This is a genomic window from Streptomyces sp. NPDC031210, assembly GCF_055570395.1.
This window is the reverse complement of record NZ_JBVIHH010000002.1, coordinates 474390-497291: the sequence shown is the minus strand read 5'-3', so window position 1 is coordinate 497291 and position 22902 is coordinate 474390. Positions and strand designations below refer to the sequence as shown.

The following is a 22902-nucleotide window of genomic DNA, read 5'->3' as shown; positions in this document are numbered from 1 at the left end:
TACGTAGCACGCATGACGTCGCACGGTGAGCGGCGGAGCGCGTAAACCCCCAGGTCAGCCCGGGTTGGCCAACACCGTCTCCCCCCGGAACGGATTGCTCCGTATCCGTCCCGTGTCCACTCCGCCGCCATCCCGTAGCCACCGCCGGACCCCCGCACCGCCGCCTCACGGGCGCAGCGCGACCCCCGCGCGCCCCACCCGGACGGCCGACAGGGCGCCGGCCCCCTGGGGGACCGACGCCCTGTCCGGCGCGGCGCGGATGCGCTCAGCGCATTCTTTCCACCGGCCTACTTCTTCGCCTTGGCGTCGCCGTCGGAGTCCGAGGACAGCACCGCGATGAAGGCCTCCTGCGGCACCTCGACGTTGCCGACCATCTTCATCCGCTTCTTGCCCTCCTTCTGCTTCTCCAGCAGCTTCCGCTTACGGGAGATGTCACCGCCGTAGCACTTGGCGAGGACGTCCTTGCGGATGGCGCGGACCGTCTCACGGGCGATGACGCGGCTGCCGATGGCGGCCTGGATCGGCACCTCGAAGTTCTGCCGCGGGATCAGCTCGCGCAGCTTGGCGACCAGCCGCACACCGTAGGCGTACGCCTTGTCCTTGTGGGTGATCGCGGAGAACGCGTCGACCTTGTCGCCGTGCAGCAGGATGTCGACCTTGACCAGCTCGGAGGTCTGCTCGCCGGTGGGCTCGTAGTCCAGCGAGGCGTAGCCGCGGGTCTTGGACTTGAGCTGGTCGAAGAAGTCGAAGACGACCTCGGCGAGCGGCAGGGTGTAGCGGATCTCGACGCGGTCCTCGGAGAGGTAGTCCATGCCGAGCAGCGTCCCGCGGCGGGTCTGGCACAGCTCCATGATCGCGCCGATGAACTCGCTGGGCGCCAGGATCGTGGCCCGTACGACCGGCTCGTGCACCTGGTCGATCTTGCCGATCGGGAACTCGCTGGGGTTGGTGACGATGTGCTCGCTGCCGTCCTCCATGTCCACGCGGTAGACCACGTTGGGCGCGGTGGCGATCAGGTCGAGGTTGAACTCCCGCTCCAGGCGCTCACGGATGACCTCCAGGTGCAGCAGCCCCAGGAAGCCGACCCGGAAGCCGAAGCCGAGCGCGGCGGAGGTCTCCGGCTCGTAGACCAGCGCGGCGTCGTTGAGCTGGAGCTTGTCGAGGGCCTCGCGCAGCTCGGGGTAGTCCGAACCGTCCAGCGGATACAGACCCGAGAACACCATCGGCTTGGGGTCCTTGTAGCCGCCGAGCGCCTGGGTGGCGCCCTTCTGGAGCGTGGTGATCGTGTCGCCGACCTTGGACTGGCGGACGTCCTTCACACCGGTGATCAGGTAGCCCACCTCGCCGACGGACAGGCCGTCCGCGGCCTTCATCTCGGGCGAGTTGGTGCCGATCTCCAGCAGCTCGTGGGCGGCGCCGGTGGACATCATCCGGATGCGCTCGCGCTTGCTGAGCGTGCCGTCGACGACCTTCACGTACGTCACGACGCCGCGGTAGGCGTCGTAGACCGAGTCGAAGATCATCGCGCGGGCGGGCGCGTCCTTGACGCCGACCGGGGCCGGCACCTCGCGCACCACCTTGTCCAGCAGCTCGGCCACGCCGACGCCGGTCTTCGCGGACACCCGCAGAACGTCCTCGGGCTCGCAGCCGACGAGGTTCGCCAGCTCCGCGGCGAACTTCTCGGGCTGCGCGGCCGGCAGGTCGATCTTGTTGAGGACGGGGATGATCGTGAGGTCGTTCTCCATCGCCAGGTACAGGTTGGCGAGGGTCTGGGCCTCGATGCCCTGAGCCGCGTCGACGAGGAGGATGCAGCCCTCGCACGCGGCGAGGGAGCGGGAGACCTCGTAGGTGAAGTCGACGTGGCCCGGGGTGTCGATCATGTTGAGAATGTGGGTCGTCCCACTCTTCTCCTCGCCCTCGCTGGGCGCCCAGGGCAACCGGACCGCCTGGGACTTGATCGTGATGCCACGCTCGCGCTCGATGTCCATACGGTCGAGGTACTGCGCGCGCATCTGCCGCTGGTCGACGACACCGGTGAGCTGAAGCATCCGGTCGGCGAGCGTCGACTTGCCGTGGTCGATGTGCGCGATGATGCAGAAGTTACGGAGGAGAGCCGGGTCGGTACGGCTCGGCTCCGGCACGTTCGTAGGGGTCGCGGGCACGCAGGGTCCATTCAGTGAACGCGGGTAGGCGGGACTGGGTGTGTCTTACGGATCGGGGCGGGCCTGGCCGGGCGCTGCGGACCCGCCCCGATCCGTAAGACGCGCCCTCGGGTTGTGACGTCTCCCCCATCGTCCCACGACCGGCGGCCCCGGTCCGGTTTGGGAGGCCGTAGACCCTGCTGGTAACCTGGTCCACTGCGCTTCGTGCCCTCTCAAAGTGCGCGGCGCAACCGAAACTCCAACGAACCTGAAAAGGCTCTTTCGTGGCGAACATCAAGTCCCAGATGAAGCGGATCAAGACCAACGAGAAGGCTCGTCAGCGCAACAAGGCTGTCAAGTCGACTCTGAAGACCGCGATCCGTCGCACCCGCGAGGCCGTGGAGGCCGGCGACCTGCAGAAGGCCGCCACCGCCCAGGCCGAGGCTGCCAAGAAGCTCGACAAGGCCGTCAGCAAGGGTGTCATCCACAAGAACGCCGCCGCCAACAAGAAGTCGGCGCTGGCCAAGAAGGTTGCCGCCCTCAAGGGCTGACCTTCGACTACCGCAGTACCCGTAGTACCCCGTAGTGCCCCTGTCGGCAGGGACCCAGCGGCCCCTCTCTCCGCTCCCTGACCGGTGCACCACCGCGCCGCACACGGCCTGCGTTCGCCACGCGGGTGCGGCGCACCCGGCTCGATCGGCGGCTCTCGCCGGATCAGCCACGAACGCTTGATGCGAAGGCCCCGTATCCGCCCCTTTGTGGGGTGGGCGGGGTCTTTCGTCTTTTTGGGTTCTTGGGTCCTTTGGGTCCTTTGGGTTCTTGGGTTCTTTGGGTCCTTGGGTCCTTTGGGTTCTTGCGACATGCCTCTTCTCGGGGTCTTCCGTCCCCTTCGGGCATGGCCTCCGGAGGGCGTTCGCTTCGCTTTCACGTTCCCCGCCACCGGTGGGGAACCGCTGTCAGTGGGGTCCGCTACTCTGCGCCCATGTCCATATCGGGGGATCCGAGCAGTCCCTACCCGCATCCGCAGCCCTCTCCATACGGCCAGGTGCCGGGTGCGGCACAGAGCCCGCTGCCCGCCCAGCAGAACCCGTACGCGCAGCAGGTCCCGCCGCAGGGCCCGGGCGGTTACGGCTACCCGGCGCCGAACGCGGCGGGCGCGTCGGCGGGAATTCCGGGCGCGCCCGTGGGCGTGCCGGGCACTCCGGGCGGCGGCGGCCGGGGCGCGTCCGGCTGGCTGTGGGCGATCGGCGGGGCGGTCGCCGTGTCGGCGATGTGGGCCTCCGTGATGTTCGCCACCGGAAGCTTCGGCGGCTCCGAGCCCAGTCCCGACCTCGCGGGCTACGCCTACACCGGCGACCTGTGCGCCTCGACCTCCATGACGCCCTTCGAGAACGCGCGCTACAAGCCCAAGGACAACAGCGGCTCGTCCTCCTCCAAGGAGGCCAACCCGCAGCACAGCGGCGCGCGGCAGAACTCGCTGGACACCATGTGGTGCAACATCTCGCTGGCCCAGGAGGACGCGAGCAGCTCCGACTACTCCTCGACGTGGCTCTACAACACCGCCACGCTGCACAAGAAGACCGACCCCGGCCCGGAGTTCGCGGACAGCTACCGCTCGTACGAGAAGCAGGACGCGACGGGCCACTACAAGGTCGAGACGGTCTCCGGCCTCGGCGACGAGGCGTATCTGGTGACTCGGACCGACAGCACCAGCAGCGGCCTGTACATGATCCTCGCCGTCCGGGACGGCTGGATGACCTACCAGTCGACGTGGTCGAGCTACGCGTCGAGCAGCAGCACCACCAAGCAGCCGACCTCCCCGGAGGTGGCGACGATGCTGAAGACGAGCGCGACGGAGACACTGCGGCGGTTGGGGAGCTCCGGGGGGCGGTGACGGGGGCGGGTGGTCGGGGCCGCTGACCAGGGCGGGTGACCGGGACGGCTGACCGGGACCGGTATCCGGGGCGGGTGACTGGGACCGGTGCCCAGGGCGGGTGACCGGGACGGGCGCCCAAGACCTGCGCCCGGGGCCGGCCGGGGGCGTCAGACGACGATGTCGGCCGGTATCAGCGGGAGCGGGCCGCGCGGGCGATGGCCACGACGGCCTTCTCCAGGGCGTACTCCGGGTCGTCCCCGCCGCCCTTCACGCCCGCGTCCGCCGCGGCGACCGCCAGCAGCGCCGTCGCGACGCCGTCCGCCGACCAGCCGCGCATCTGCTGCCGTACCCGATCGATCTTCCACGGCGGCATGCCCAGCTCGCGGGCGAGGTCGCCGGGGCGGGCACCGCGCGGGGCGGAGGCCAGCTTGCCGATGGCGCGGACGCCCTGGGCGAGCGCGCTGGTGATCATGACCGGTGCGACGCCAGTGGACATCGCCCACCGCAGCGCCTCCAGCGCCTCCGCCGCACGCCCTTCCACGGCGCGGTCCGCGACCGTGAAGCTCGATGCCTCGGCCCGGCCGGTGTAGTAACGGGCGACGACGGCCTCGTCGATCGTGCCCTCGATATCGGCGGTCAGCTGCGAACAGGCCGAGGCCAGCTCCCGCAAATCGCTGCCGATCGCGTCGACCAGCGACTGGCACGCCTCCGGCGTCGCGGACCGCCCGACCGCCCGGAACTCGCCCCGCACGAACGCCAGCCGGTCGGCCGGCTTCGTCATCTTGGGGCAGGCCACCTCCCGCGCGCCCGCCTTGCGCGCGGCGTCCAGCAGCCCCTTGCCCTTGGCGCCGCCGGCATGCAGCAGCACCAGCGTGATCTCCTCGGCGGGCGAGCCGAGATAGCCCTTGACGTCCTTGACGGTGTCCGCCGACAGGTCCTGGGAGTTGCGGACCACCACGACCTTGCGCTCGGCGAAGAGCGAGGGGCTGGTCAGCTCGGCGAGGGTGCCGGGCTGGAGCTGATCGGAGGTGAGGTCGCGCACGTCGGTGTCCGCGTCGGAGGCGCGGGCGGCCGCCACCACCTGCTGCACGGCACGATCCAGCAGCAGGTCTTCCTGGCCCACCGCGATCGTCACGGGGGCGAGGGGGTCGTCGTGAGCTGTCTTCCTGGCCATCGCGGTCCAGCATCCCACGCCCCACTGACAACGCCGCCGGGACCGCCCGGCGGGCGCGCACAGCCGCTGTCCCACAATGGTCCGGTGAACGATGCACGACACCTGCGACACGTACTCGTACTGCCGGACCGCGACGCGGCGGAGGAGGTGGCCGAGGCCCTGACCGAGCGATTCGGCGTCGCCGAGGAACCCCAACTCGTACGCGACGCCCTGGCGGGCGAGGACGACGCGGAGGACGCCCAGTGGCTGGTCGTCGTCGAGGACCCGGACGCGGCGTACGACCCGGCGGGACTCGACGGCCTCGCGGCGGAATACGAAGGGTGGCGGGAACGGGAGTGAGGGGGGTGGGGGCGGTCGGGGGCAGCCGGTAACCCGCCTCCGGGGAGGTGGGCAGCGGTCGGCGGTCAGTCGGTAGCCGACCGCCGAGGACGGCGGTGGCGGCTTCGGCGCTGCACCCGGCTCCGGGTCCCGGGGCCGGCGCCTCATGCCTCATGCCTCGCGCCTCACGCCTCGACTCAGGGAGCGTCCGTTGCGGGTGTCTGGGCGCTGCCGCCACCGCGCAGGGTGGGTTCCCGGTCCAGGACGATGCCGAAGTGGGTGCGATACGCGGGGAGGAGTTCGCCCTCCCCCAGCTCGCGCTCATCACGCGCCCCGGCCGGCCCGGTGATCACGAGCGTACGGCCGGAGAGCGTGATCCGGCCGGTCTCCGTGAGCCGCGAGCAGACCAGTGACCGCGTGAAGTGCGACTTGGGTGACGTGCGGTGCCACCAGCAGCCGGTCTCGAAGTCGGCGAGTACGCGCGGGCGTTGTTCGAGACGGTACTGGGGGACGCCGTTCAGCAACACGTCGAGATCGCCCTCCGGCGTCTCCTCGATACGGAAGACACCGCCCGGGTCGGACTGATCGGCCCGACTGTCCAGCCGCAGCGGGTAGTGGCTGTGCTTACCGAATCCGACGTCCGCCAACCACGGCCCCGTACGCGTCCGCACCCGGAGCGCCATATGGTCGTACGGAATCCCCAGGCCGCCGGGCCCGAAGACGCGGGCGGCCAGCAGCTCCACGTCGTAGCCGAGCGCGATGAGCAAGGCGGCGAACGCGCCGTTGAGTTCGTAGCAGAAGCCGCCGCGCCGGGCGCCGACCAGCTTGTCGATCAGTGCCTGCTCCGCGAGCACGATGTCCTCACCGAGGTGAACGGAGAGGTTCTCGAAGGGGACGGTACGCAGATGGCCCAGGTGGAGGGCGCGCAGCGCGTCGTCATCGGGGGACGCGGGACGGACGGCACCGATGCGGTGCAGGTAGGCGTCGGTGGCGGCGGCGTCCTTCAACGCCTCGCCCGTCAAGGCCCCGGCCGTCAGAGCCCCGTTCACCATGCCCCGTGCCCCCCGGACTGCGTTGGTCAAAGCCCTCTCCCTCCAGCTCCGTACAGCGCATGGCCGTCACGCTCCCGCACGGCCGACTGAGCTCCGGGCCGCCAGAACTTCCGACCGCCCGGACTCCCGGCCGCCGGGACTTCCGGCCGCCCGGACTCCTGGGCGGGCGCCCCGGCCCCCGCTCCTTGATGGCGGATCTCGGTGCGGAGGACGGCGTCGTCGGCATCGGCGGCGGCGTCCGCGTCCGCGTCCGCGATGATCACTGCCACGCCATCATCCATCAACCTGATCCACTCCGGCCCCCGGGCAAGCCGGAAACCACCGCGCGCCAGGGCGGAGGCGAGAATCCCGCCCCGTACGAGCGCCGCGACCGCTTGGCCGATCCCGGCCCCGCCACAGCCGCAGCCGCAGCCGCAGCCGCCTGGGGAACGGCCCCGGGGGCAGGCCGCCGCCCGGTGACAGGCGGCCCCTGCGGACGGCCGAAGCCCATCTCGGCCAGCCCCGCCCGCGAAGACCCGGGTCCTGAGCGACCAGGCCCCCATGGGCGGTCGGGCCCCGGCCGACCAGGCTCCCATGGGCGGTCCGGGCGCCGGTCCGGCCACGACCCCGTGGACGGCGGGACCCCGAGACGGACCTCATCCCGGGGCGGACCTCATCCCGAGGTCAGGCCGAGCCCCGAGTTCAGGGCGGCTCGCAAGGACGGCGGCTTTCGGACCGCCGGCCTGTGGACTGCCGACGGGAGGCCGGTCGACGCCGGGGCCGCAGAGCCGAAGCAGGCCGACACCGGGGCCGCAGAGCCGAGGCCGCTCGGCGCCGGGAAGGACGACGCGAAACCGGTCGACGGGAAGACGATCGACGCGATGACGGTCCGGCCCTGGGGCGGCGGCCTTGGGTCGTCGCGGAGAGTTGGGACGGGGTGCCGAGGATCGCGATGGTGCCGTCGGTGTCGGTGCGCAGCACGTGGGCGCCCTGGGCTCGAAGGGCCGTGATGGTGCGTGGGGACGGGTGGCCGTACGGGTTGTCGGCGCCGCAGGAGATCAGGGCCAGTCGCGGCGCCAGTCGGTGTATGAGGAAGGGGTCCTGGTAGGCGGAGCCGTGGTGCGCCACCTTGAGCACGTCGACGGCGGCGAGCTCGGGGTGGGTGGCCAACAGGGCTTGCTGGGCGCGTGGTTCGAGGTCGCCCAGCAGGAGGATCGTCAGGCCGCCGGTGCGGACGAGCAGGGTGACGCTGGCGTCGTTGGGGCTGTCGGTGAGGGGCGGTGGAGAGGGGGCACCGCGCTCCTGCGGGGCTGTCGCGGAGAGCGGTGGCGTAAGGCGCGCGGGTGGCGGTGCGGCGGGAGCGGGCGGCCAGAGGACTTCCCAGGTGAGGGGGCCGAGCCGACGTCGTTCTCCCGGGGCGGCGCGCACGATCGGCACCCGGGCGGCCGCGGCGCTGCCGCGTACGAACGCCGCCTGCCCAGGTGGCTCTTGCAGGGTCGTGGTCTCGATGGCGCCGACCGAGCGGCCGCGCAACGCGCCGGGCAGGCCGTCGACATGGTCGGCATGGAAGTGCGTGAGGACCAGGAGGGGGATGCGGTGGATGCCGAGCTCGGTGAGGCAACGATCGATGGCGCGCGGCTCGGGCCCGGTGTCCACGACCAGTGCCGTACCGTCACCGGCGGCCAGAACCAGCCCGTCGCCCTGCCCGACATCACACACCACGGCCCGCCAACCGGGCGGCGGCCAGCCGGTGAGGACGCGGGTGAACGGGGCCGGGCGCCAGACCGCCAGGATCAGGGCCAGGGCGCAGAGCACGCACAGCCAGGGGCGGCGCAGCAACCGCCGGCCCATCGGCACCAGTGCGACGGTGGCGGCGGCCAGCAGCAGCCCGCCGGTCCAGCCCCCCGGCCACCCCAGCTCCGCTCCGGGCAGCGACGCTCCCGTGCGGGCGATCTTGGCGATCCACTCGGTGGGCCAGCCCGCGCCCCACGCCAGCACCTGGGCGACGGGCGGGACGATCGGGGCGGCGGCGAGGGCGGCGAAGCCGAGGACGGTCGCGGGGGCCACCGCCAGTTCGGCGAGGAGGTTGCACGGAACGGCGATCAGCCCGACCCGCGCCGCCAGCACGGCGACAACGGGTGCGCAGACGGCCTGTGCGGCGGCCGCGGCGGCGATCACCTCGGCCAGACGCGGCGGCACCCGTCGCCGCTGGAGGGCCGCGCTCCAGCGCGGGGCGAGCAGGAGCAGCGCGCCGGTCGCCAGGACCGAGAGCAGAAAGCCGTAACTGCGGGCCAGCCAAGGGTCGTAGAGGACCAGCAGTAGCACCGCGGCCGCGAGGGCGGGAAGCAGCGAGCGACGGCGGCCGGTGCCGATCGCGAGCAGCGTGATGCATCCGCAGGCGGCGGCCCGCAGGACGCTCGGGTCCGGCCGGCACACCACTACGAAGACCAGGGCGAGCGCGCCCCCGAGGAGGGCCGTACCGCGCAGCGACAGGCCCAGGCGGGGTGCCAGGCCCCGGCGTTCGGCTCGTACGGCGAGATGCGGCGGGCCGATCAGCAGGGCGAGCACGATCGTCAGATTGCTGCCGGAGACGGCGAGCAGATGCGTCAGGTCGGTGGCGCGGAAGGCGGCGTCGAGGTCCGGACGTACTCGCGAGGTGTCTCCGACGACGAGGCCGGGCAGCAGCGCGCGGGCGTCCGGGCGCAGCCCGTCGGTGGCTTCGCGGAGGCCGGCGCGCAGGCTTCCGGCCATCCGTTGCAGGGCGGTCGGCGGGCCGGTCTTCAACGGCGCCGCCTCGGCGGTGACTCTGAGCACGGCGGCGACGCGGTCGGCCGGTGACAGGGGTGGGGCGGTGCGGGCCGTCACGCGGATACGGGTCGACGGCAGCAGCCCGCGCCACGCCGGGAAGTGTCCGCTGCGCCCTTCTCGCGCGGAGTGCGCCCCGTGTTCGTGGGGCGCCTTGCTGTTCGCCCGGCCGGCGTGCTTCGTCGAGGCGCCGCCGGGTTGTTGGACGACGACCAGGACGGGCGTACGGACGGTGGTGACCGTGCCGTCCGGTGGGGTGAGGCGGAGGGCGTCGGCGGTGAACGTCAGGGCGGGCGGCGTGCGTTGTGAACCGCGCACCCTGGGCCGGGTCATCCGCGGATCACCGGTCACCTCCAACTCGGCTGTGACCTGCCCATAGCGCTGCGCCCAGCAGGGCAGCGGGCCACGCCGCAGATCGGCCGCATGCAGCGCGGCCGACGCGGCCCCCGCGGCGGCACAGAGCAGCACCGCGGCCATGGCGACCAGCGCCCCGGCCGACCAGCGGTGGAGCGGGCGGTCCCGCCCCGCCGGGACTTCCGGCTCCCGCACCCCTTCCCGTTCCCACCCCCCTTCACGATCCCGCACGCCTCCACGTTCGCCTTCCCGCACGCCTTCCCGATCCCGCCCCCCTTCACGTTCCCGCACGCCTCCCCGATCCCGCACGCCTCCGCGTTCGCCGTCCCGCCGGTGGCGCACCACGGCCACCCGTACGGCGACCGCCGCCAGGACAACGGCTACCGCACACGCCGCCGCGACCGCGCCACCCGAGGTGCCCAGGCCGATGGCCGCGGCCGCCCACGCCACCAGTGCCGGGGCGACCAGGCGCAGGTCGGCCGGACCCTCCTGACGCGGCTCGGAGGCGCCGTGCGGGGATGCCGCCGCGGCGTGCACGGAGGAGCGGGGCGCGGTCATGGCTGCACCAGAGGCCGCAGGTCGGCGAACCGGCGGTCGCCGATACCGGTCACCTGACGCAACTGGTCGATGGAGGTGAATCCGCCGTGCTGAGTGCGGAATTCGATGATGTGCCGGGCCAGTACGGGGCCGACCCCGGGGAGCGTGTCGAGTTGCTGCTCGGTCGCCGTGCTGAGGCTGACCGGTCCGCTCGGCCCGCCCCCGGCGCCCGCCGTCCCACCCCCGGCGGCGCCTCCGTCCCCCGCCACACCGGCGCCTGAACCCGCCCCGGCGCCCGGTCCGGACTCGGCACCCACCGCTCCCACGACGATCTGTTCGCCGTCGGCCAGGAGTCGCGCCCGGTTCAGCCCACGCGTGCTCGCGCCGCGCAGCACACCGCCCGCTGCCTGGAGCGCGTCCGTCACCCGCGAGCCGGGCGGCAACCGGTGGATACCGGGGTGCCGCACCTTGCCCGTGACATCGACGACCAGTCGGCGATCCGTCTGGCCGGGCGCGCCGTTCAGCGCCGAGGTAGCCGACGCCGGCGACGCCGGTGCGGCGGCGGCACCGGCGCCCTGGCCGGATTCCGCTCCGGCCCTTTCAGCGGCCGGGGCGCGTACCGGCTCGGGAGCGGCGGCCCAGAAGTGCTGGGCGGCGAATCCCACCGTCACCACGAGCACCAGGACAAGGGCGGCGAGCGCCTTCGGGTCGGTGCCGCACCGCAACTGCACCCACAAGGGGAGCCGTTCGCGCACCGCGAGCCCCGCCCGCTCCCAGAACCGCCTCGCCCCGCGGGCTGAGGGCTCCGGCCCGCGGTCCGGCTGGTCCGGAGGGTTACGGAACGAGTCCGGTGGGCTCCCTGGGGAATCGGGAGGGTCGCGGGGCGCGTCCGGTCCGCCGGGCGAAGGATCGTGGGGAGGGGCAGGCCGTCGCGGCGCATCCGGCGGATCGTCGCCGGGGCCCAGGCCGACGGGTCCGGCTACCTCGGCCTCCTCGGCGAACAGCGCGGCGGCGCGAGCCCGCACCGCCTCCGCCGTGTCACGCCCCCGGTCGGCCCGCCCGGCCGCACGCCGGACGCGACGCGTACGCTCCCGCTCCCGCTCCCGCTCCCGCACCCGCATCCGCGCTCGTCGGCGCTCTCGCCCCCGCACGTCGGAACCGGAACCCCGCCCCGGCCCAGCACTCGAACCTCCCGAGACCACTGCCCAAGCCGCGGAGAGAGGCAAGTCCCGGGAGGGCAACGCAGACGACGCGGACGACGCAGACGACAAGGACGAGTACGCGGGCGAGGAGGGGAGCGAAGAAGAGGACGAGGCCGGGGACCACCGCGAGGGCGAGCCCGAAGTCGGGGAAGCCGGTGGAATCGATCGAGAGGTCATAGCCACCGACGGTAGGCATCTCGCGACGATCCCGCCGAGCGGCGTCAAATCCGGTGGATAACCACTCAGTTGGGGATAACGCCGTCCCCCACAAGAGCTCTCCCCACCCTCATACGGCGCTCCCCCACCGCACCCACCTCACCGCGAGGAAATCACGGCCCCCAGCAGCCCCGGTCCGGTGTGGGCGCCGATCACCGCCCCCACCTCGCTCACATGCAACTCGTGCAGCCCCGGCACCCGTTCCCGGAGCCGCTGGGCCAGCGCGTCCGCGCGTTCGGCCGCCGCGAGGTGGTGCACCGCGATGTCGACCTGGCCCTCCCCCGCCCGGTCCGCGGCGATCTCCTCCAGCCGCGCGATGGCCTTGGACGCCGTACGGACCTTCTCCAGGAGTTCGATCCGCCCGTCGGCCAGTTGAAGGAGCGGTTTGACGGCGAGCGCGGAGCCGAAGAGCGCCTGTGCCGCACCGATCCGGCCGCCGCGCCGGAGATAGTCGAGGGTGTCGACGTAGAAATAGGCCGAGGTGCCGGCCGCGCGCTTCTCGGCGGCCGCCACGGCCTCGTCCACGTCGCCGCCGGCTTCGGCCGTCTCCGCCGCCGCGAGGGCGCAGAAGCCGAGGGCCATCGCGACCATGCCCGTGTCCACGACGCGGACCGGCACGGGCGCTTCCCTGGCCGCGAGCACGGCCGCGTCGTAGGTGCCGGAGAACTCCGAGGAGAGGTGCAGCGAGATGATGGCGCTCGCGCCGCTCTCGGCGACCGCGCGATAGGTGTCCGCGAAGGTGGCGGGGCTGGGCCGGGACGTCGTCACCGAGCGGCGCTTCTGCAGCGCCTGGGCCACGGATCTCGCGGAGATCTCGGTGCCCTCTTCCAGCGCCTGGTCCCCGAGGACGACGGTCAGCGGCACGGCCGTGATGTGATGGCGCTCCAGTGCCGCCCGCGGCAGGTAGGCCGTGGAATCGGTGACGATCGCGACATGGCGGGACATGACTGGGAGGTTATCCGGGGATGCCGGCGCCCGACAGTGCGGGCCCTCCCCAAGATCTTCCCGCTTTGGCCAAGGGTCTGCCAAGCCCGTCTGCCAAGCCCGTTTGGCCAAGGGTCTGCCGAGCCCGTCGACCCGGGGCCTGCGCAAACCTCCGGCCCACCCCGGAAGACCCCCACCCCACCCCGCGAGCCCGGCCTCGGCCACCGGCCCTGGCGCGCCGTGCGCGTGGGTTACGTGGTGCCCCGCGTGCGGTGGGCCTCCTGCTCCCGCGGCTCCTTCTGCCACGGGTAGGACGGCTCGGTGCGCGGGTCGCGAGCGGTGATCGCCGGAGCTTCCTCGGCGACCGGGCCCCAGGACGACGGACGCTCGGCCCCACCGGAGGCCGAACCCCGCCGCACGCCGGCACCCGCACCCCCATCGGCCGTGGGCTCCCCGGCCGCAGACTGCCCACCCCCGGCCTCCCCCATCGGCTCCCGTGCCCAGTGCCGCAGCGCCCCGGCCTCCACGTCGATCTGGCTGCTCAGCGCGTCGAGGTCGTCGTCGGCGAACTTCCGTGCCCGGTCGCGCGCCGCCCAGCGCAGGGATTCCGCGGAGCGCGTGATCCGCTCCGTGCGCTCCCGCAGGTCGGGCATGCGGGCCGTGATCGTGGTCTTGTCGGGCTCCCGCTCCAGCCGCCTGAGCTCGTCGTCCAGCTCATGGCCGTGGGCGCTGAGCCGCTCGAAGAGGCCGATCGCCTCGCTGAGGGAGGCGTCCTCCGGGGAGCCGGTGCGCAGCACTTCCTGAGTGGCGCGCATCGACGTGCGCAGCGCCAGCCTGAGCTGTGCCAGCTCTCCTATCACCCCCGGCTGGGCGAGCTGCCGCGCCCGCAGGCCGGTGTCCTCGACCGTTCGGCGGGCCTGCGCGACCGTACGGTCCACGCCCCGCTTGGCCGCCTTCACGGCCTTGACCGTGACGAATACCCCGGCCGCGACGAACAGCAAGAAGAGCAGCCCGAAGATGGCGGCGACGGCTTCCATGGGCTTCCCCCAGCGGTGTCGGTGGCGCCGGTTCGCAACCCGCGCCTGTTCCTCCCACGGTAAACGGCGCGGGCAGGCCGCGGGTTCCCTCGGAACCCCCAACCTGCCCGTAGGGGAAAGCCCCCATGAACCGCTCCGCGCACCTACGCCGGCACGATGTTCACCAGTTTCGGAGCCCGCACGATCACCTTGCGGATGCCCGCACCGCCGAGCGCGGCGACCACCGCGGGCTCCGCCAGCGCGGCCGTCTCCAGGTCCGCGTCCGAGATGGACGGCGAGACCTCCAGGCGGGCCTTGACCTTGCCCTTGATCTGCACGACGCAGGTCACGGTCTCGTCCACGACGTACGCCGGGTCGGCGACAGGGAAGTCCGCGTGCACCACCGTGTCGGTGTGGCCCAGCTTGCGCCACAGTTCCTCGGCGATGTGCGGCGCCAGCGGGGCGATCAGCAGCACCAGCCGTTCGGCGACGGTGCGCGACACCGGGCCGCCCGCCTTGGTCAGGTGGTTGTTCAGCTCGGTGACCTTGGCGATGGCGGTGTTGAAGCGCAGGTTCGCCATGTCCTGGCTGACGCCGTCGATCGCCTTGTGCAGAGCCCGCAGCGTGGCCTCGTCCGGCTCGGTGTCGACGACGGTGACCTCGCCGGTCGCCTCGTCGACGACGTTGCGCCACAGCCGCTGCAGCAGGCGGTACTGGCCGACGACGGCACGCGTGTCCCACGGGCGGGACACGTCCAGCGGGCCCATCGCCATCTCGTACAGCCGCAGCGTGTCCGCGCCGAACTCGGCGCAGATCTCGTCCGGGGTGACGGCGTTCTTCAGGGACTTGCCCATCTTGCCCAGGACCCGGCTGACCTTCTCGCCCTGGTAGTAGTACGCGCCGTCGCGCTCCTCGACCTCGGCGGCCGGGACGGCGATACCACGGCTGTCCCGGTAGACGAACGCCTGGATCATGCCCTGGTTGTACAGCTTGTGGAACGGCTCCGAGGACGAGACGTGCCCCAGGTCGTGCAGGACCTTGGACCAGAAGCGGGCGTACAGCAGGTGCAGTACGGCGTGCTCGGCGCCGCCGACGTACAGGTCGACGCCACCGGCCGGCCGGCCCTCGCGCGGGCCCATCCAGTACTGCTCGATGCCCGGGTCGACCAGCGCGTCGGCGTTGGTCGGGTCCAGGTAGCGCATCTCGTACCAGCAGGAACCGGCCCAGTTGGGCATGGTGTTGGTCTCGCGGCGGTAGCGCTTGACGCCGGCGCCGTCGCCCAGGTCCAGGTCGACGTAGACCCAGTCCTCGTTGCGCGACAGCGGGGTCTCGGGCTGGGTGTCGGCGTCGTCCGGGTCGAACGTGCGCGGCGAGTAGTCCTCGACCTCGGGCAGTTCCAGCGGCAGCATCGATTCGGGCAGGGCGTGCGCCACGCCGTCCTCGTCGTAGACGATGGGGAACGGCTCGCCCCAGTAGCGCTGGCGGCTGAACAGCCAGTCGCGCAGCCGGAAGTTGACGGTGCCCTCGCCGATGCCGTTGGCGGCCAGCCAGTCGGTGATCTTCGCCTTGGCCTCGGCCACGCCCAGGCCGTCCAGCGAAACGCTCTCGCCGGAGGAGTTGACGATCTTCGCGTCGTACGAGGCGAAGGCGTCGTCCCAGGTGGCGGGGTCGGTGCCGCGGTCGTCGGACGGCTCGACGACGCAGCGCATCGGCAGTTCGAAGGCGCGGGCGAAGGCGAAGTCACGGCTGTCGTGCGCCGGGACGGCCATGATCGCGCCGGTGCCGTAGCCCATCAGGACGTAGTCGGCGATGAAGACCGGGACCCGCTCGCCGCTGACCGGGTTGGTCGCGTAGACGCCGGTGAAGACGCCGGTCTTGTCCTTGGCCTCGGCCTGCCGCTCGACGTCCGACTTCGACGCGGCCTGCTTGCGGTAGGCGGCGACGGCGTCGGCCGGGGTGGCGTGACCGCCGGTCCACACCTCATGGGTGCCCTCGGGCCAGGCGTCCGGCACGATCGAGCCGGTGCCGTTGCCCGCGCCATTGCCGTTCTCCGCGCCGGCGATCAGCGGGTGCTCGGGCGCCAGGACCATGTACGTCGCGCCGAACAGGGTGTCCTGGCGGGTGGTGAAGACGGTGATCTTCTCGTCCCCCACCGGGAAGTCGACCCGCGCGCCCTCGGACCGGCCGATCCAGTTGCGCTGCTGCAGCTTGATGGCCTCCGGCCAGTCCAGCGCGTCCAGGTCGTTCAGCAGCCGGTCGGCGTAGGCGGTGATGCGCATGTTCCACTGGCGCAGCTTGGCCTTGAACACCGGGTAGTTGCCGCGCTCGGAGCGGCCGTCGGCGGTGACCTCCTCGTTGGCCAGCACCGTGCCCAGGCCGGGGCACCAGTTGACGGGCGCGTCCGAGGCGTACGCCAGGCGGTACTCGCCCAGGACGCCGGCCCGCTCGACGTTGCTCAGCTCCGCCCAGGGGCGGCCGTCGGGGGTCCGGCGGGTGCCGTCCTCGAACTGCGCGATCAGGGTCTCGATCGGGCGGGCGGCGTCCGCCTCCGGGTCGTACCAGGAATTGAAGATCTGCCGGAAGATCCACTGGGTCCACTTGTAGTACGCCGGGTCGATCGTCTCGATCGAGCGGCGCTGGTCGTGGCCCAGGCCCAGGCGGCGCAGTTGGCGCCGCATGTTGACGATGTTGGCCTCGGTGGAGACCCGCGGGTGGGTGCCGGTCTGCACGGCGTACTGCTCGGCGGGCAGGCCGAAGGCGTCGAAGCCCAGCGTGTGCAGGACGTTGTGGCCCGTCATCCGCTGGTGGCGGGCGTAGACGTCGGTGGCGATGAAGCCCAGGGGGTGGCCGACGTGCAGGCCCGCGCCCGAGGGGTAGGGGAACATGTCCATGATGAACTTCTTGGGGCGGGCCACCAGCGCGGCCTCGCCGGCCAGCTCACCCGTCGGGTTCGGGGCCTCGTACGTGCCCTGTTCCTCCCAGAAGTCCTGCCAGCGTGCCTCGATGTCCGCGGCCAGCGCGGCCGTATAGCGGTGCGGCGATGCCACCTCGATGGGGGCACCTCCCGCGCCCTCAGCAGCGGGGGAGTTAGTCGTCTCGCTCATCGTCCTCAAAGCTCCATCGATCGTCTCTGCCTGCGGCTGCTGCGGACACGGTTTCTGCGGAAACAAAAATGCCCCTCGCACAGGAGGGGACGCCGCGCCGATGCCGACCCGGGCGGCCACAGCGGATGGCCCGGACGGATTGATCAGCGCGGCCCGCTAAGCAGAAGGCGTACGGCACGCATGGCGCCAGGGTACCGCAGGCGTGCGGGGCCCGCGCCGAGGACCGCCCCGGCCCGGGTCCCTTGCCCCGTCCGGCGCGGCGCGGCGACCGTCGACGATCTTGCCGAGCGGGTCGGGCGGGTCGTCGCCCGATTCCGGCAGGCCCCCGCTCGCCGGTATCGCCGGTGTCGCCCGTCACAGAAGACGCCGGACGGCGGCGGCAGTTCGGCGAGGTGTCGTGCCCGGCGCGCCGGAGCACCGTAAGTGCGCCCGCTTTCGCGGTGGTTGCGCGGGCCGGTCGCGAAGCCTGTCGGGTCCGCCATCGGCCGCTGGCCGCCCCTCAGCGCACGACAGAGCGGGCCGTCCGATTCCGGACGACCCGCTCTGTGTTCTGTGGAGCTAAGGAGAATTGAACTCCTGACCTCCTGCATGCCATGCAGGCGCTCTACCAACTGAGCTATAGCCCCAGGTCTTGCCCCGCGCGGTTCCCCGCTGCGGCATCGCCTACATTACACGGATCTCCCGGGCTTCTGCCAAATCGGTTTACCGGCGGCCCTTGAGGGAGACGCGCGGTACTGTCGGCGATCCGTGCCCGATTCGTCCTGGGGAGCCGTACGCCGTGACCGCGCTGGAGCTGGAACAGCCCACCGACCCCAGCGACGCCGGCCCCGGCCGGGGCCTCCTGCGCCGGCGCCCGACCCTGATGGCCGCCCTGGCCTGCGGCATCTCGCTCGCCGCCTGCTGGATCGTCCAGCGCCTCCTGCACGTGACCATGATCGACCTGATGGTCTACCGCGCCGAGGGCTGGACCGCCCGCAACGGCGACTCCCTCTACGACTTGGTGGCGACCTCGGCGCACCTGCCCAACACCTATCCGCCCTTCGCCGCGTTGCTCTTCACCCCGCTGACCGTCTTCGACGTCCCCACGATGCGGACGCTCGCCACCGCGGGCAACCTGCTGCTCCTGGTGGGTGTCGTACATCTCTCGCTGCGCCTGGCCGGCCGGCCCCTCCGACTGCCCCGTCCCGCGGCGACGCTCGCCGTCTCCGCCCTTCTGGTGTGGTGCGAGCCGGTGTGGACGACGTTGCGCTACGGCCAGATCAACCTCCTCCTCGCCGTGCTGGTCCTGTGGGACCTGACCCGTAAGGACACCCACCGGTGGGCGGGCGTCGGCATCGGGTTGGCGGCCGGCATCAAGCTCACGCCGGCCCTCTTCGCCGTCTTCCTGGCGCTGGCCGGAGCGGTCCGCGCCGGGCAGCTCCTGCGGGCCGGCGCGGGGGTGCGCGGCGCCTGGAATCCGTGGCTGCGGCAGGCCGCCGTCGCCTGTGTGACCTTCCTCGCCACCGTGCTCCTGTCCGCCCTGGCCCTGCCGGGCGACTCCCGCCGCTTCTGGACCGAGATCGTGTTCGCCGCCGACCGGGTCGGTGAGGTGGAGATCACCGCGAATCAGTCGCTGCGCGGCGTCCTCGCCCGGCTGCTGCACACGCACGATCCGGGTGCCGCCTGGCTCGTCGTGGCAGGGCTGACGGCCGTGCTCGGGCTGACCCTGGCGACCGGGGCGCTGCTGCGCGGCGAGCGCGCCTGGGCCGCCGTCGCGTGCGCGGCGACCGCGCTGCTGGTCAGCCCCATATCGTGGTCGCATCACTGGGTGTGGGCCGTACCGTTCCTGGTCCTGCTCGGCTCCGAGGCGATGCGCCGCACCGGGCGCGCCGGGCGCCGCTGGTGGGTGACGACCGTCCTGATGGCCCTGCTGTTCGCCTCGTTCGCGCTGTGGTGGGTGCCGCACCGCTGGCACCACCACGAGGAACTGCGCCAAAACGGCGGCCAGATGCTGCTCTCCGGGGTCTACCCGCTCGCCGGTCTGGCGCTGCTCGCGCTGACGGCGGTCCGGCTGCGGCGGCTCCAGGGGCGCCGGGAGCGGGCCGTGGAGCCTCCGACGGGGTGACCGCGCGCGGGCACCGCACCGGACGCCCCGTCAACGGCCGCCAGGAGAAACGGTTTCTCCGCTCAGGCCGTCGCGAACGAGTAGAACCGCTTGAGGGTGCAGTGCTCGTCCAGCAGGCGCCCGTAGATCGGCTCCCCGTCCAGTTCCCGGTACGTCTCGATGGGGTCGCCTTTTATGACCAGGGCGCGCGCGCATTCCTCGCACCAGTACTGGTAGTCGGCGTTGACCGGTTCCATGTCACGGACGATCGGCGTACCGCTGCCGCACCAGTCGCATTTCCTGCTGTGGGCGCCCATCAGTCAGCTCCAACTGTGGCCGCAGGCCGTACAGACGAAGGAGATTCCTCCGTTGTCGCCTAGGACTTGGGCGACATGGACCGACCCGCAAGAGGGGCACTGCAAAGCGGAAGCATCGCCACCCCGGCATGTGGATCCAGGACCGCCGACCGGTCCGGTGAAGCGGAGCGCGGATTCCGGCAGACTGTCACAACGTCGCGCCTCGGCCACTTCGAGCAGGTCAGTGACCTCCCCGAGGATGCTCGTGGGCATCGCGATATCTCCTCCCCTGCCGGCGCCGTCCGATTCTGCCACGGACCGGGGGCCGGGTCAGGCCCGCCTTAGCAAACGGAGCCCGCGCCGGCCCACCGGAGGGGGCGAGGAACGGCCGGCAGGCGCGGCGCCGCTCCCCCGGCGCGCACACCCGCCTGCCCAACGCGAAGATCCCGCCTCCTGAGGGAGACGGGATCTTCCGGGTTGTGGAGCTAAGGAGAATTGAACTCCTGACCTCCTGCATGCCATGCAGGCGCTCTACCAACTGAGCTATAGCCCCGGATCTTGTTCCGCCCCTCCGGGTTTCCCCCGGCGGCGCCGCGAACAAGAAGAACTTTAGCCTGCGACCTGCCCAGATGTGAAATCCGGTCGGCCGGCCCCGGGCGCGGGGCTCAGTCGTCGTCGCCGAGCACGGGCTCCGGCAGGGTGCCGGCGTTGTGCTCCAGCAGGCGCCAGCCGCGGGCTCCCTCGCCCAGCACGGACCAGCAGCAGTTCGACAGACCGCCCAGGCCCTCCCAGTGGTGGGCGTCCAAGCCCAGGAGCCGCCCGATGGTGGTGCGGATCGTGCCGCCGTGGCTGACGACGACCAGGGTGCCGCCGTCGGGGAGTTTGCCGGCGTGACCGAGGACATACGGGGCGGCCCGGTCGGCGACCTCGGTCTCCAGTTCGCCGCCGCCGCGCCGCACCGGCTCGCCGCGCTTCCAGGCGGCGTACTGTTCGCCGTACCGCTCGACGATCTCCTCGTGCGTCAGGCCCTGCCAGGAGCCCGCGTAGGTCTCCCGCAGGGCCGCGTCATAGGTGACGTCCAGCCGGGTCAGAGCGGCCAGCTCGCGGGCCGTGGCCGCGGCCCGCTGGAGGTCGGAGCCGATGATCGCGTCCGGCTTGAGGGCCGCGAGCAGCCGGGCCGCGCGGCGCGCCTGTCCCAGGCCCTCCTCCGTCAGCTCGATGTCCGTCGAGCCCTGGAAGCGGCGCTCCAGATTCCAGGCGGTCTGGCCATGGCGCCAGAGGACTATGCGGCGGCCCCGGCCGCCCTTGGTGCCGTTCAGCGCAGCTCTCCGTCCTGCTCGTCCGCCGCGGTCTCGGCGTGCGCGGCGGCCTTGCCGCGGGTCGCCTTGGCCTCCTCGGGGAGGTCCAGCTCGGGGCAGTCCTTCCACAGGCGCTCGAGGGCGTAGAACACACGCTCCTCGCTGTGCTGGACGTGGACGACGATGTCGATGTAGTCGAGCAGCACCCAGCGGGCCTCGCGGTCGCCCTCGCGGCGGACCGGCTTGGCGCCGAGCTCCTTGCTCAGGCGCTCTTCGATCTCGTCGACGATCGACTTCACCTGGCGGTCGTTGGGCGCCGAGGCCAGCAGGAAGGCGTCGGTGATGGAGAGGACGTCGCTGACGTCGTACGCGATGATGTCGTGCGCGAGCTTGTCGGCCGCTGCCTGAGCGGCGGCGTTGATGAGCTCGATGGAGCGGTCCGTGGCGGTCACAAGCGGCTTTCCGGTCGAGGGCAGCTTCTCCGGCCGGGGCGGGCGGCTCGCGGCGGGGCCGCGGCGCGCCGTGGCCCGGGGCGGCCGGATCAGCGGTCAGATACCCCTCAAGGGTCTCACGGACCACCGACACTCCCGGCGGGCTTTTCGAACCCGCGCGCGAGGCCGGTGGCGGACCGGGCAGCCCGGGGCCTCCGGTCGGCCCGGCCCCAGGCCCGGCCACGGGCCCGACCGTGCCGTCAGCCCCTGAAGTCCTGGCCCAGTACGACGGTGATGTCGGCGTTCGAGGCGCCCTGGCCCCGCTTGACCACACTCGTCCGCAGCCCCAGCGTCTTGGCCACCTCTTCCGCCTTCGCCTTCTGGCCGGCGTCCGCGTACGTCACCTGGGAGACGGCCACGGGCGCGTCGGCGGTACCGCCGTCGACGAAGGTGTAGCCACCGTTGACCAGGGCGACCTGCGCCTTTCCGGTGGCTCGCGCGCCGCCGCCGGCGTTGCGGACCGCGACCCGGGCGGTCACGTCGGGGGCGGTCTTCTTGACCGTGCCGCCAAGGACGTCCTTGACCACGCGCGCCGACGCCTCCTGGCTGAGGGTGCCGTTCGTGCGCACCGGCAGCATCGTCGTGCCGTAGGCCCCGGTCTTCGCCAGCTCGGCCCGCTGCGCCAGCGAGCTGCCGAGCTGGGCCTCCGTGAGCGGCGGGTCGAGCACCTGGAGGAGCGTCTTGACGACGGCGGTGGCGCCGTCCGCGTCGCTGGAGACCTTCTTCAGCGTGGCCTGCATGATCTGCCCGAACCGCTGGAGCTGCGCGGTCTGGGTCTCGCCCGGCCCCTGGTAGGTGGCGTACGCGACGGCCGCCTGTCCGTTGAGGAGCTGTCCTCGGCCCTGTTTGACGGCCGGGGCGTCGCCCTTCTTGGCGCCGGGCACGGTGGCGTCGGTGTCGAGGGTGATCCCGCCGACCGTCTCGACGAGGTTTTCCAGATACGGGGTGTCCAGCCGCCAGCTCGCCTTGAGGTCGGCGCCCAGGAGGGAGTTGAGGGACTCCCGGGTCGGGTCGACGCCCTCGTCCTTGACGGACTTGCCGAGGGTGGTGGTGGTCCCGTCGTCCTTGGAGACGACGAGGTTGTTGGGCAGGAGGACGGTGGTGCCCTTGTGGGTGGTCTCGTTGTCCACCAGCAGCGCCGTGGAGCTGTTGCCGCTCTTGGTGTCCCGCAGGTGCACCACGAGCACGTCTCGCTTCTGGCCGCCGCCGGCCACGGTCCCACCGGTGTCCGGGCCGGCCAGTCCGGGCAGCTTGCCCGCCCACCACAGATAGCCGACACCGCCGGCCACCACGAGGGCCAGCACGACGCAGAGCGCGACGATCCGGCTGCGGCCGCGGCGCTTGGCCTCCTCGCGGCGCTCGGTGCGGCTCTCGGTGAACTTCAGCCAGTCGATGACGTCTTCGGAGTCCTCGTCGGGCTCCTCGATGAACGAGAACTGCTCGGTGCGGTACTCCGGGGCCTCGTCGGACGCGGCGGTGCCGGAGGGCGCGCCGCGCTGCGCCGGGGGCCGCGCCCGGTCGTACTGCCGGGGCCCGGCCTCGTCGTAGCGGGGCTGCTCGTCGTAGCGGGGCTGCCGCTCCTCGTACGGGCTCTGCTCGTACGGCGCCTGCTCGTACGGCGGTTGGGGCGCCTGCTGGGGGATCCAGTCCTGCCGCGGTGGCTGCTGCTGGTGAGCCGGTGGCTGCTGGGGCTGGGCGTACGGGTCGTACTGCTGGGGGTAGCCGGGCTGCTGTGCCGGACCGCCCTGGCCGTAGGCGTCGTATCCCTGCTGCCCCTGGTACCGCTCTTCCCCGTAGGGCGCGGCGGCCTGCCCGCCGTCGTAGGGGTCGTAGCCGTCGTAGGCCGTGGCCGCGGGGGCGACCGGCCGGCCGTACTGGTCGTACCGCTGCTCGTACGGCTGCCGCGCCTCTTCCTGGTACACCGGCTGCCCGTAGGCGTCATAGGTGTAGCCCGGCTGCCCCTGCTCCCGGGCATACGGGTCGCGGGCATACGGGTCCTGCGGCCCGTACGGTTCCTGTCGGTCGCTCACCGGTCG

At 72.3% G+C, this 22902-nt stretch carries 18 protein-coding genes and 2 tRNA genes; 4 read left to right on the top strand and 16 right to left on the bottom strand.

Going from position 1 to position 22902, the window contains the following annotated elements; genetic code table 11:
* Window positions 1–287 precede the first annotated feature (287 nt).
* Window positions 288–2162, bottom strand: a complete 1875-nt coding sequence (gene lepA, locus ACZ45Z_RS05855) for a translation elongation factor 4 (RefSeq protein WP_468356666.1) — start codon at window positions 2160–2162, stop codon at window positions 288–290.
* A 263-nt stretch (window positions 2163–2425) separates the two neighbouring features.
* Between lepA and rpsT the strand changes: the two genes are divergently transcribed.
* Both rpsT and ACZ45Z_RS05845 read left to right on the top strand, forming a co-directional pair.
* Window positions 2426–2692, top strand: a complete 267-nt coding sequence (gene rpsT, locus ACZ45Z_RS05850; protein WP_468356663.1) for a 30S ribosomal protein S20 — start codon at window positions 2426–2428, stop codon at window positions 2690–2692.
* A gap of 431 nt (window positions 2693–3123) precedes the next feature.
* Complete coding sequence (locus tag ACZ45Z_RS05845) at window positions 3124–4035, top strand: hypothetical protein (RefSeq protein WP_468356660.1); 912 nt, start codon at window positions 3124–3126, stop codon at window positions 4033–4035.
* Between the two features lie 172 nt (window positions 4036–4207).
* On the opposite strand, the gene holA is transcribed toward ACZ45Z_RS05845, so the two are convergent.
* Entirely contained in the window at window positions 4208–5191 is a 984-nt protein-coding gene (gene holA / locus ACZ45Z_RS05840) for a DNA polymerase III subunit delta (protein WP_468356657.1), read from the bottom strand.
* 84 nt (window positions 5192–5275) lie between these two features.
* Between holA and ACZ45Z_RS05835 the strand changes: the two genes are divergently transcribed.
* Window positions 5276–5530 carry a hypothetical protein gene (locus ACZ45Z_RS05835; RefSeq protein WP_468356654.1) on the top strand — a complete coding sequence of 85 codons (255 nt, stop codon included), beginning with the start codon at window positions 5276–5278 and terminating at the stop codon, window positions 5528–5530.
* 176 nt (window positions 5531–5706) lie between these two features.
* Here the strand turns inward: ACZ45Z_RS05835 and ACZ45Z_RS05830 are convergent, their stop codons facing one another.
* The 8 genes from ACZ45Z_RS05830 to ACZ45Z_RS05795 form a co-directional block, all read right to left on the bottom strand.
* A complete protein-coding gene (locus ACZ45Z_RS05830) occupies window positions 5707–6561 on the bottom strand; it encodes an arylamine N-acetyltransferase family protein (RefSeq protein WP_468356651.1) in 855 nt (284 codons plus the stop codon).
* A gap of 26 nt (window positions 6562–6587) precedes the next feature.
* Window positions 6588–6830, bottom strand: coding sequence for a hypothetical protein (locus tag ACZ45Z_RS05825; protein ID WP_468356648.1), 243 nt, complete (start codon window positions 6828–6830; stop codon window positions 6588–6590).
* Between the two features lie 412 nt (window positions 6831–7242).
* Window positions 7243–10257, bottom strand: coding sequence for a ComEC/Rec2 family competence protein (locus ACZ45Z_RS05820; RefSeq protein WP_468356645.1), 3015 nt, complete (start codon window positions 10255–10257; stop codon window positions 7243–7245).
* Window positions 10254–10991 carry a ComEA family DNA-binding protein gene (locus ACZ45Z_RS05815; protein ID WP_468356642.1) on the bottom strand — a complete coding sequence of 246 codons (738 nt, stop codon included), beginning with the start codon at window positions 10989–10991 and terminating at the stop codon, window positions 10254–10256. The genes ACZ45Z_RS05820 and ACZ45Z_RS05815 overlap by 4 nt, the downstream gene beginning before the upstream one ends.
* Window positions 10992–11753: 762 nt before the next feature.
* A complete protein-coding gene (locus ACZ45Z_RS05810) occupies window positions 11754–12599 on the bottom strand; it encodes a DegV family protein (protein ID WP_468356639.1) in 846 nt (281 codons plus the stop codon).
* Window positions 12600–12829: 230 nt separating this feature from the next.
* A complete protein-coding gene (locus tag ACZ45Z_RS05805) occupies window positions 12830–13615 on the bottom strand; it encodes a hypothetical protein (RefSeq protein ID WP_468356636.1) in 786 nt (261 codons plus the stop codon).
* A gap of 143 nt (window positions 13616–13758) precedes the next feature.
* Window positions 13759–16698 (bottom strand): leucine--tRNA ligase, encoded by a 2940-nt coding sequence (locus ACZ45Z_RS05800; protein ID WP_468356633.1) that lies wholly within the window; start codon window positions 16696–16698, stop codon window positions 13759–13761.
* Between the two features lie 553 nt (window positions 16699–17251).
* Window positions 17252–17324: transfer RNA gene (locus ACZ45Z_RS05795), tRNA-Ala, on the bottom strand.
* A gap of 152 nt (window positions 17325–17476) precedes the next feature.
* Here ACZ45Z_RS05795 and ACZ45Z_RS05790 point away from each other — a divergent pair.
* Entirely contained in the window at window positions 17477–18802 is a 1326-nt protein-coding gene (locus tag ACZ45Z_RS05790; RefSeq protein WP_468356630.1) for a glycosyltransferase 87 family protein, read from the top strand.
* A gap of 62 nt (window positions 18803–18864) precedes the next feature.
* On the opposite strand, the gene ACZ45Z_RS05785 is transcribed toward ACZ45Z_RS05790, so the two are convergent.
* The 6 genes from ACZ45Z_RS05785 to ACZ45Z_RS05760 form a co-directional block, all read right to left on the bottom strand.
* Complete coding sequence (locus tag ACZ45Z_RS05785) at window positions 18865–19098, bottom strand: hypothetical protein (protein WP_004571982.1); 234 nt, start codon at window positions 19096–19098, stop codon at window positions 18865–18867.
* A 3-nt stretch (window positions 19099–19101) separates the two neighbouring features.
* Window positions 19102–19281: a hypothetical protein gene (locus ACZ45Z_RS05780; protein ID WP_468357375.1), complete on the bottom strand. Its 180-nt coding sequence runs from the start codon at window positions 19279–19281 to the stop codon at window positions 19102–19104.
* 276 nt (window positions 19282–19557) lie between these two features.
* Window positions 19558–19630, bottom strand: a tRNA-Ala gene (locus ACZ45Z_RS05775).
* A 112-nt stretch (window positions 19631–19742) separates the two neighbouring features.
* Window positions 19743–20396, bottom strand: coding sequence for a histidine phosphatase family protein (locus ACZ45Z_RS05770; protein WP_468357372.1), 654 nt, complete (start codon window positions 20394–20396; stop codon window positions 19743–19745).
* On the bottom strand, window positions 20393–20827 hold the full coding sequence (rsfS, locus tag ACZ45Z_RS05765) for a ribosome silencing factor (RefSeq protein ID WP_468356626.1): 435 nt from the start codon (window positions 20825–20827) through the stop codon (window positions 20393–20395). Before rsfS ends, ACZ45Z_RS05770 begins: the two co-directional genes overlap by 4 nt.
* A gap of 239 nt (window positions 20828–21066) precedes the next feature.
* Window positions 21067–22896 (bottom strand): LCP family protein, encoded by a 1830-nt coding sequence (locus ACZ45Z_RS05760; protein WP_468356623.1) that lies wholly within the window; start codon window positions 22894–22896, stop codon window positions 21067–21069.
* Between the last annotated feature and the right edge of the window lie 6 nt (window positions 22897–22902).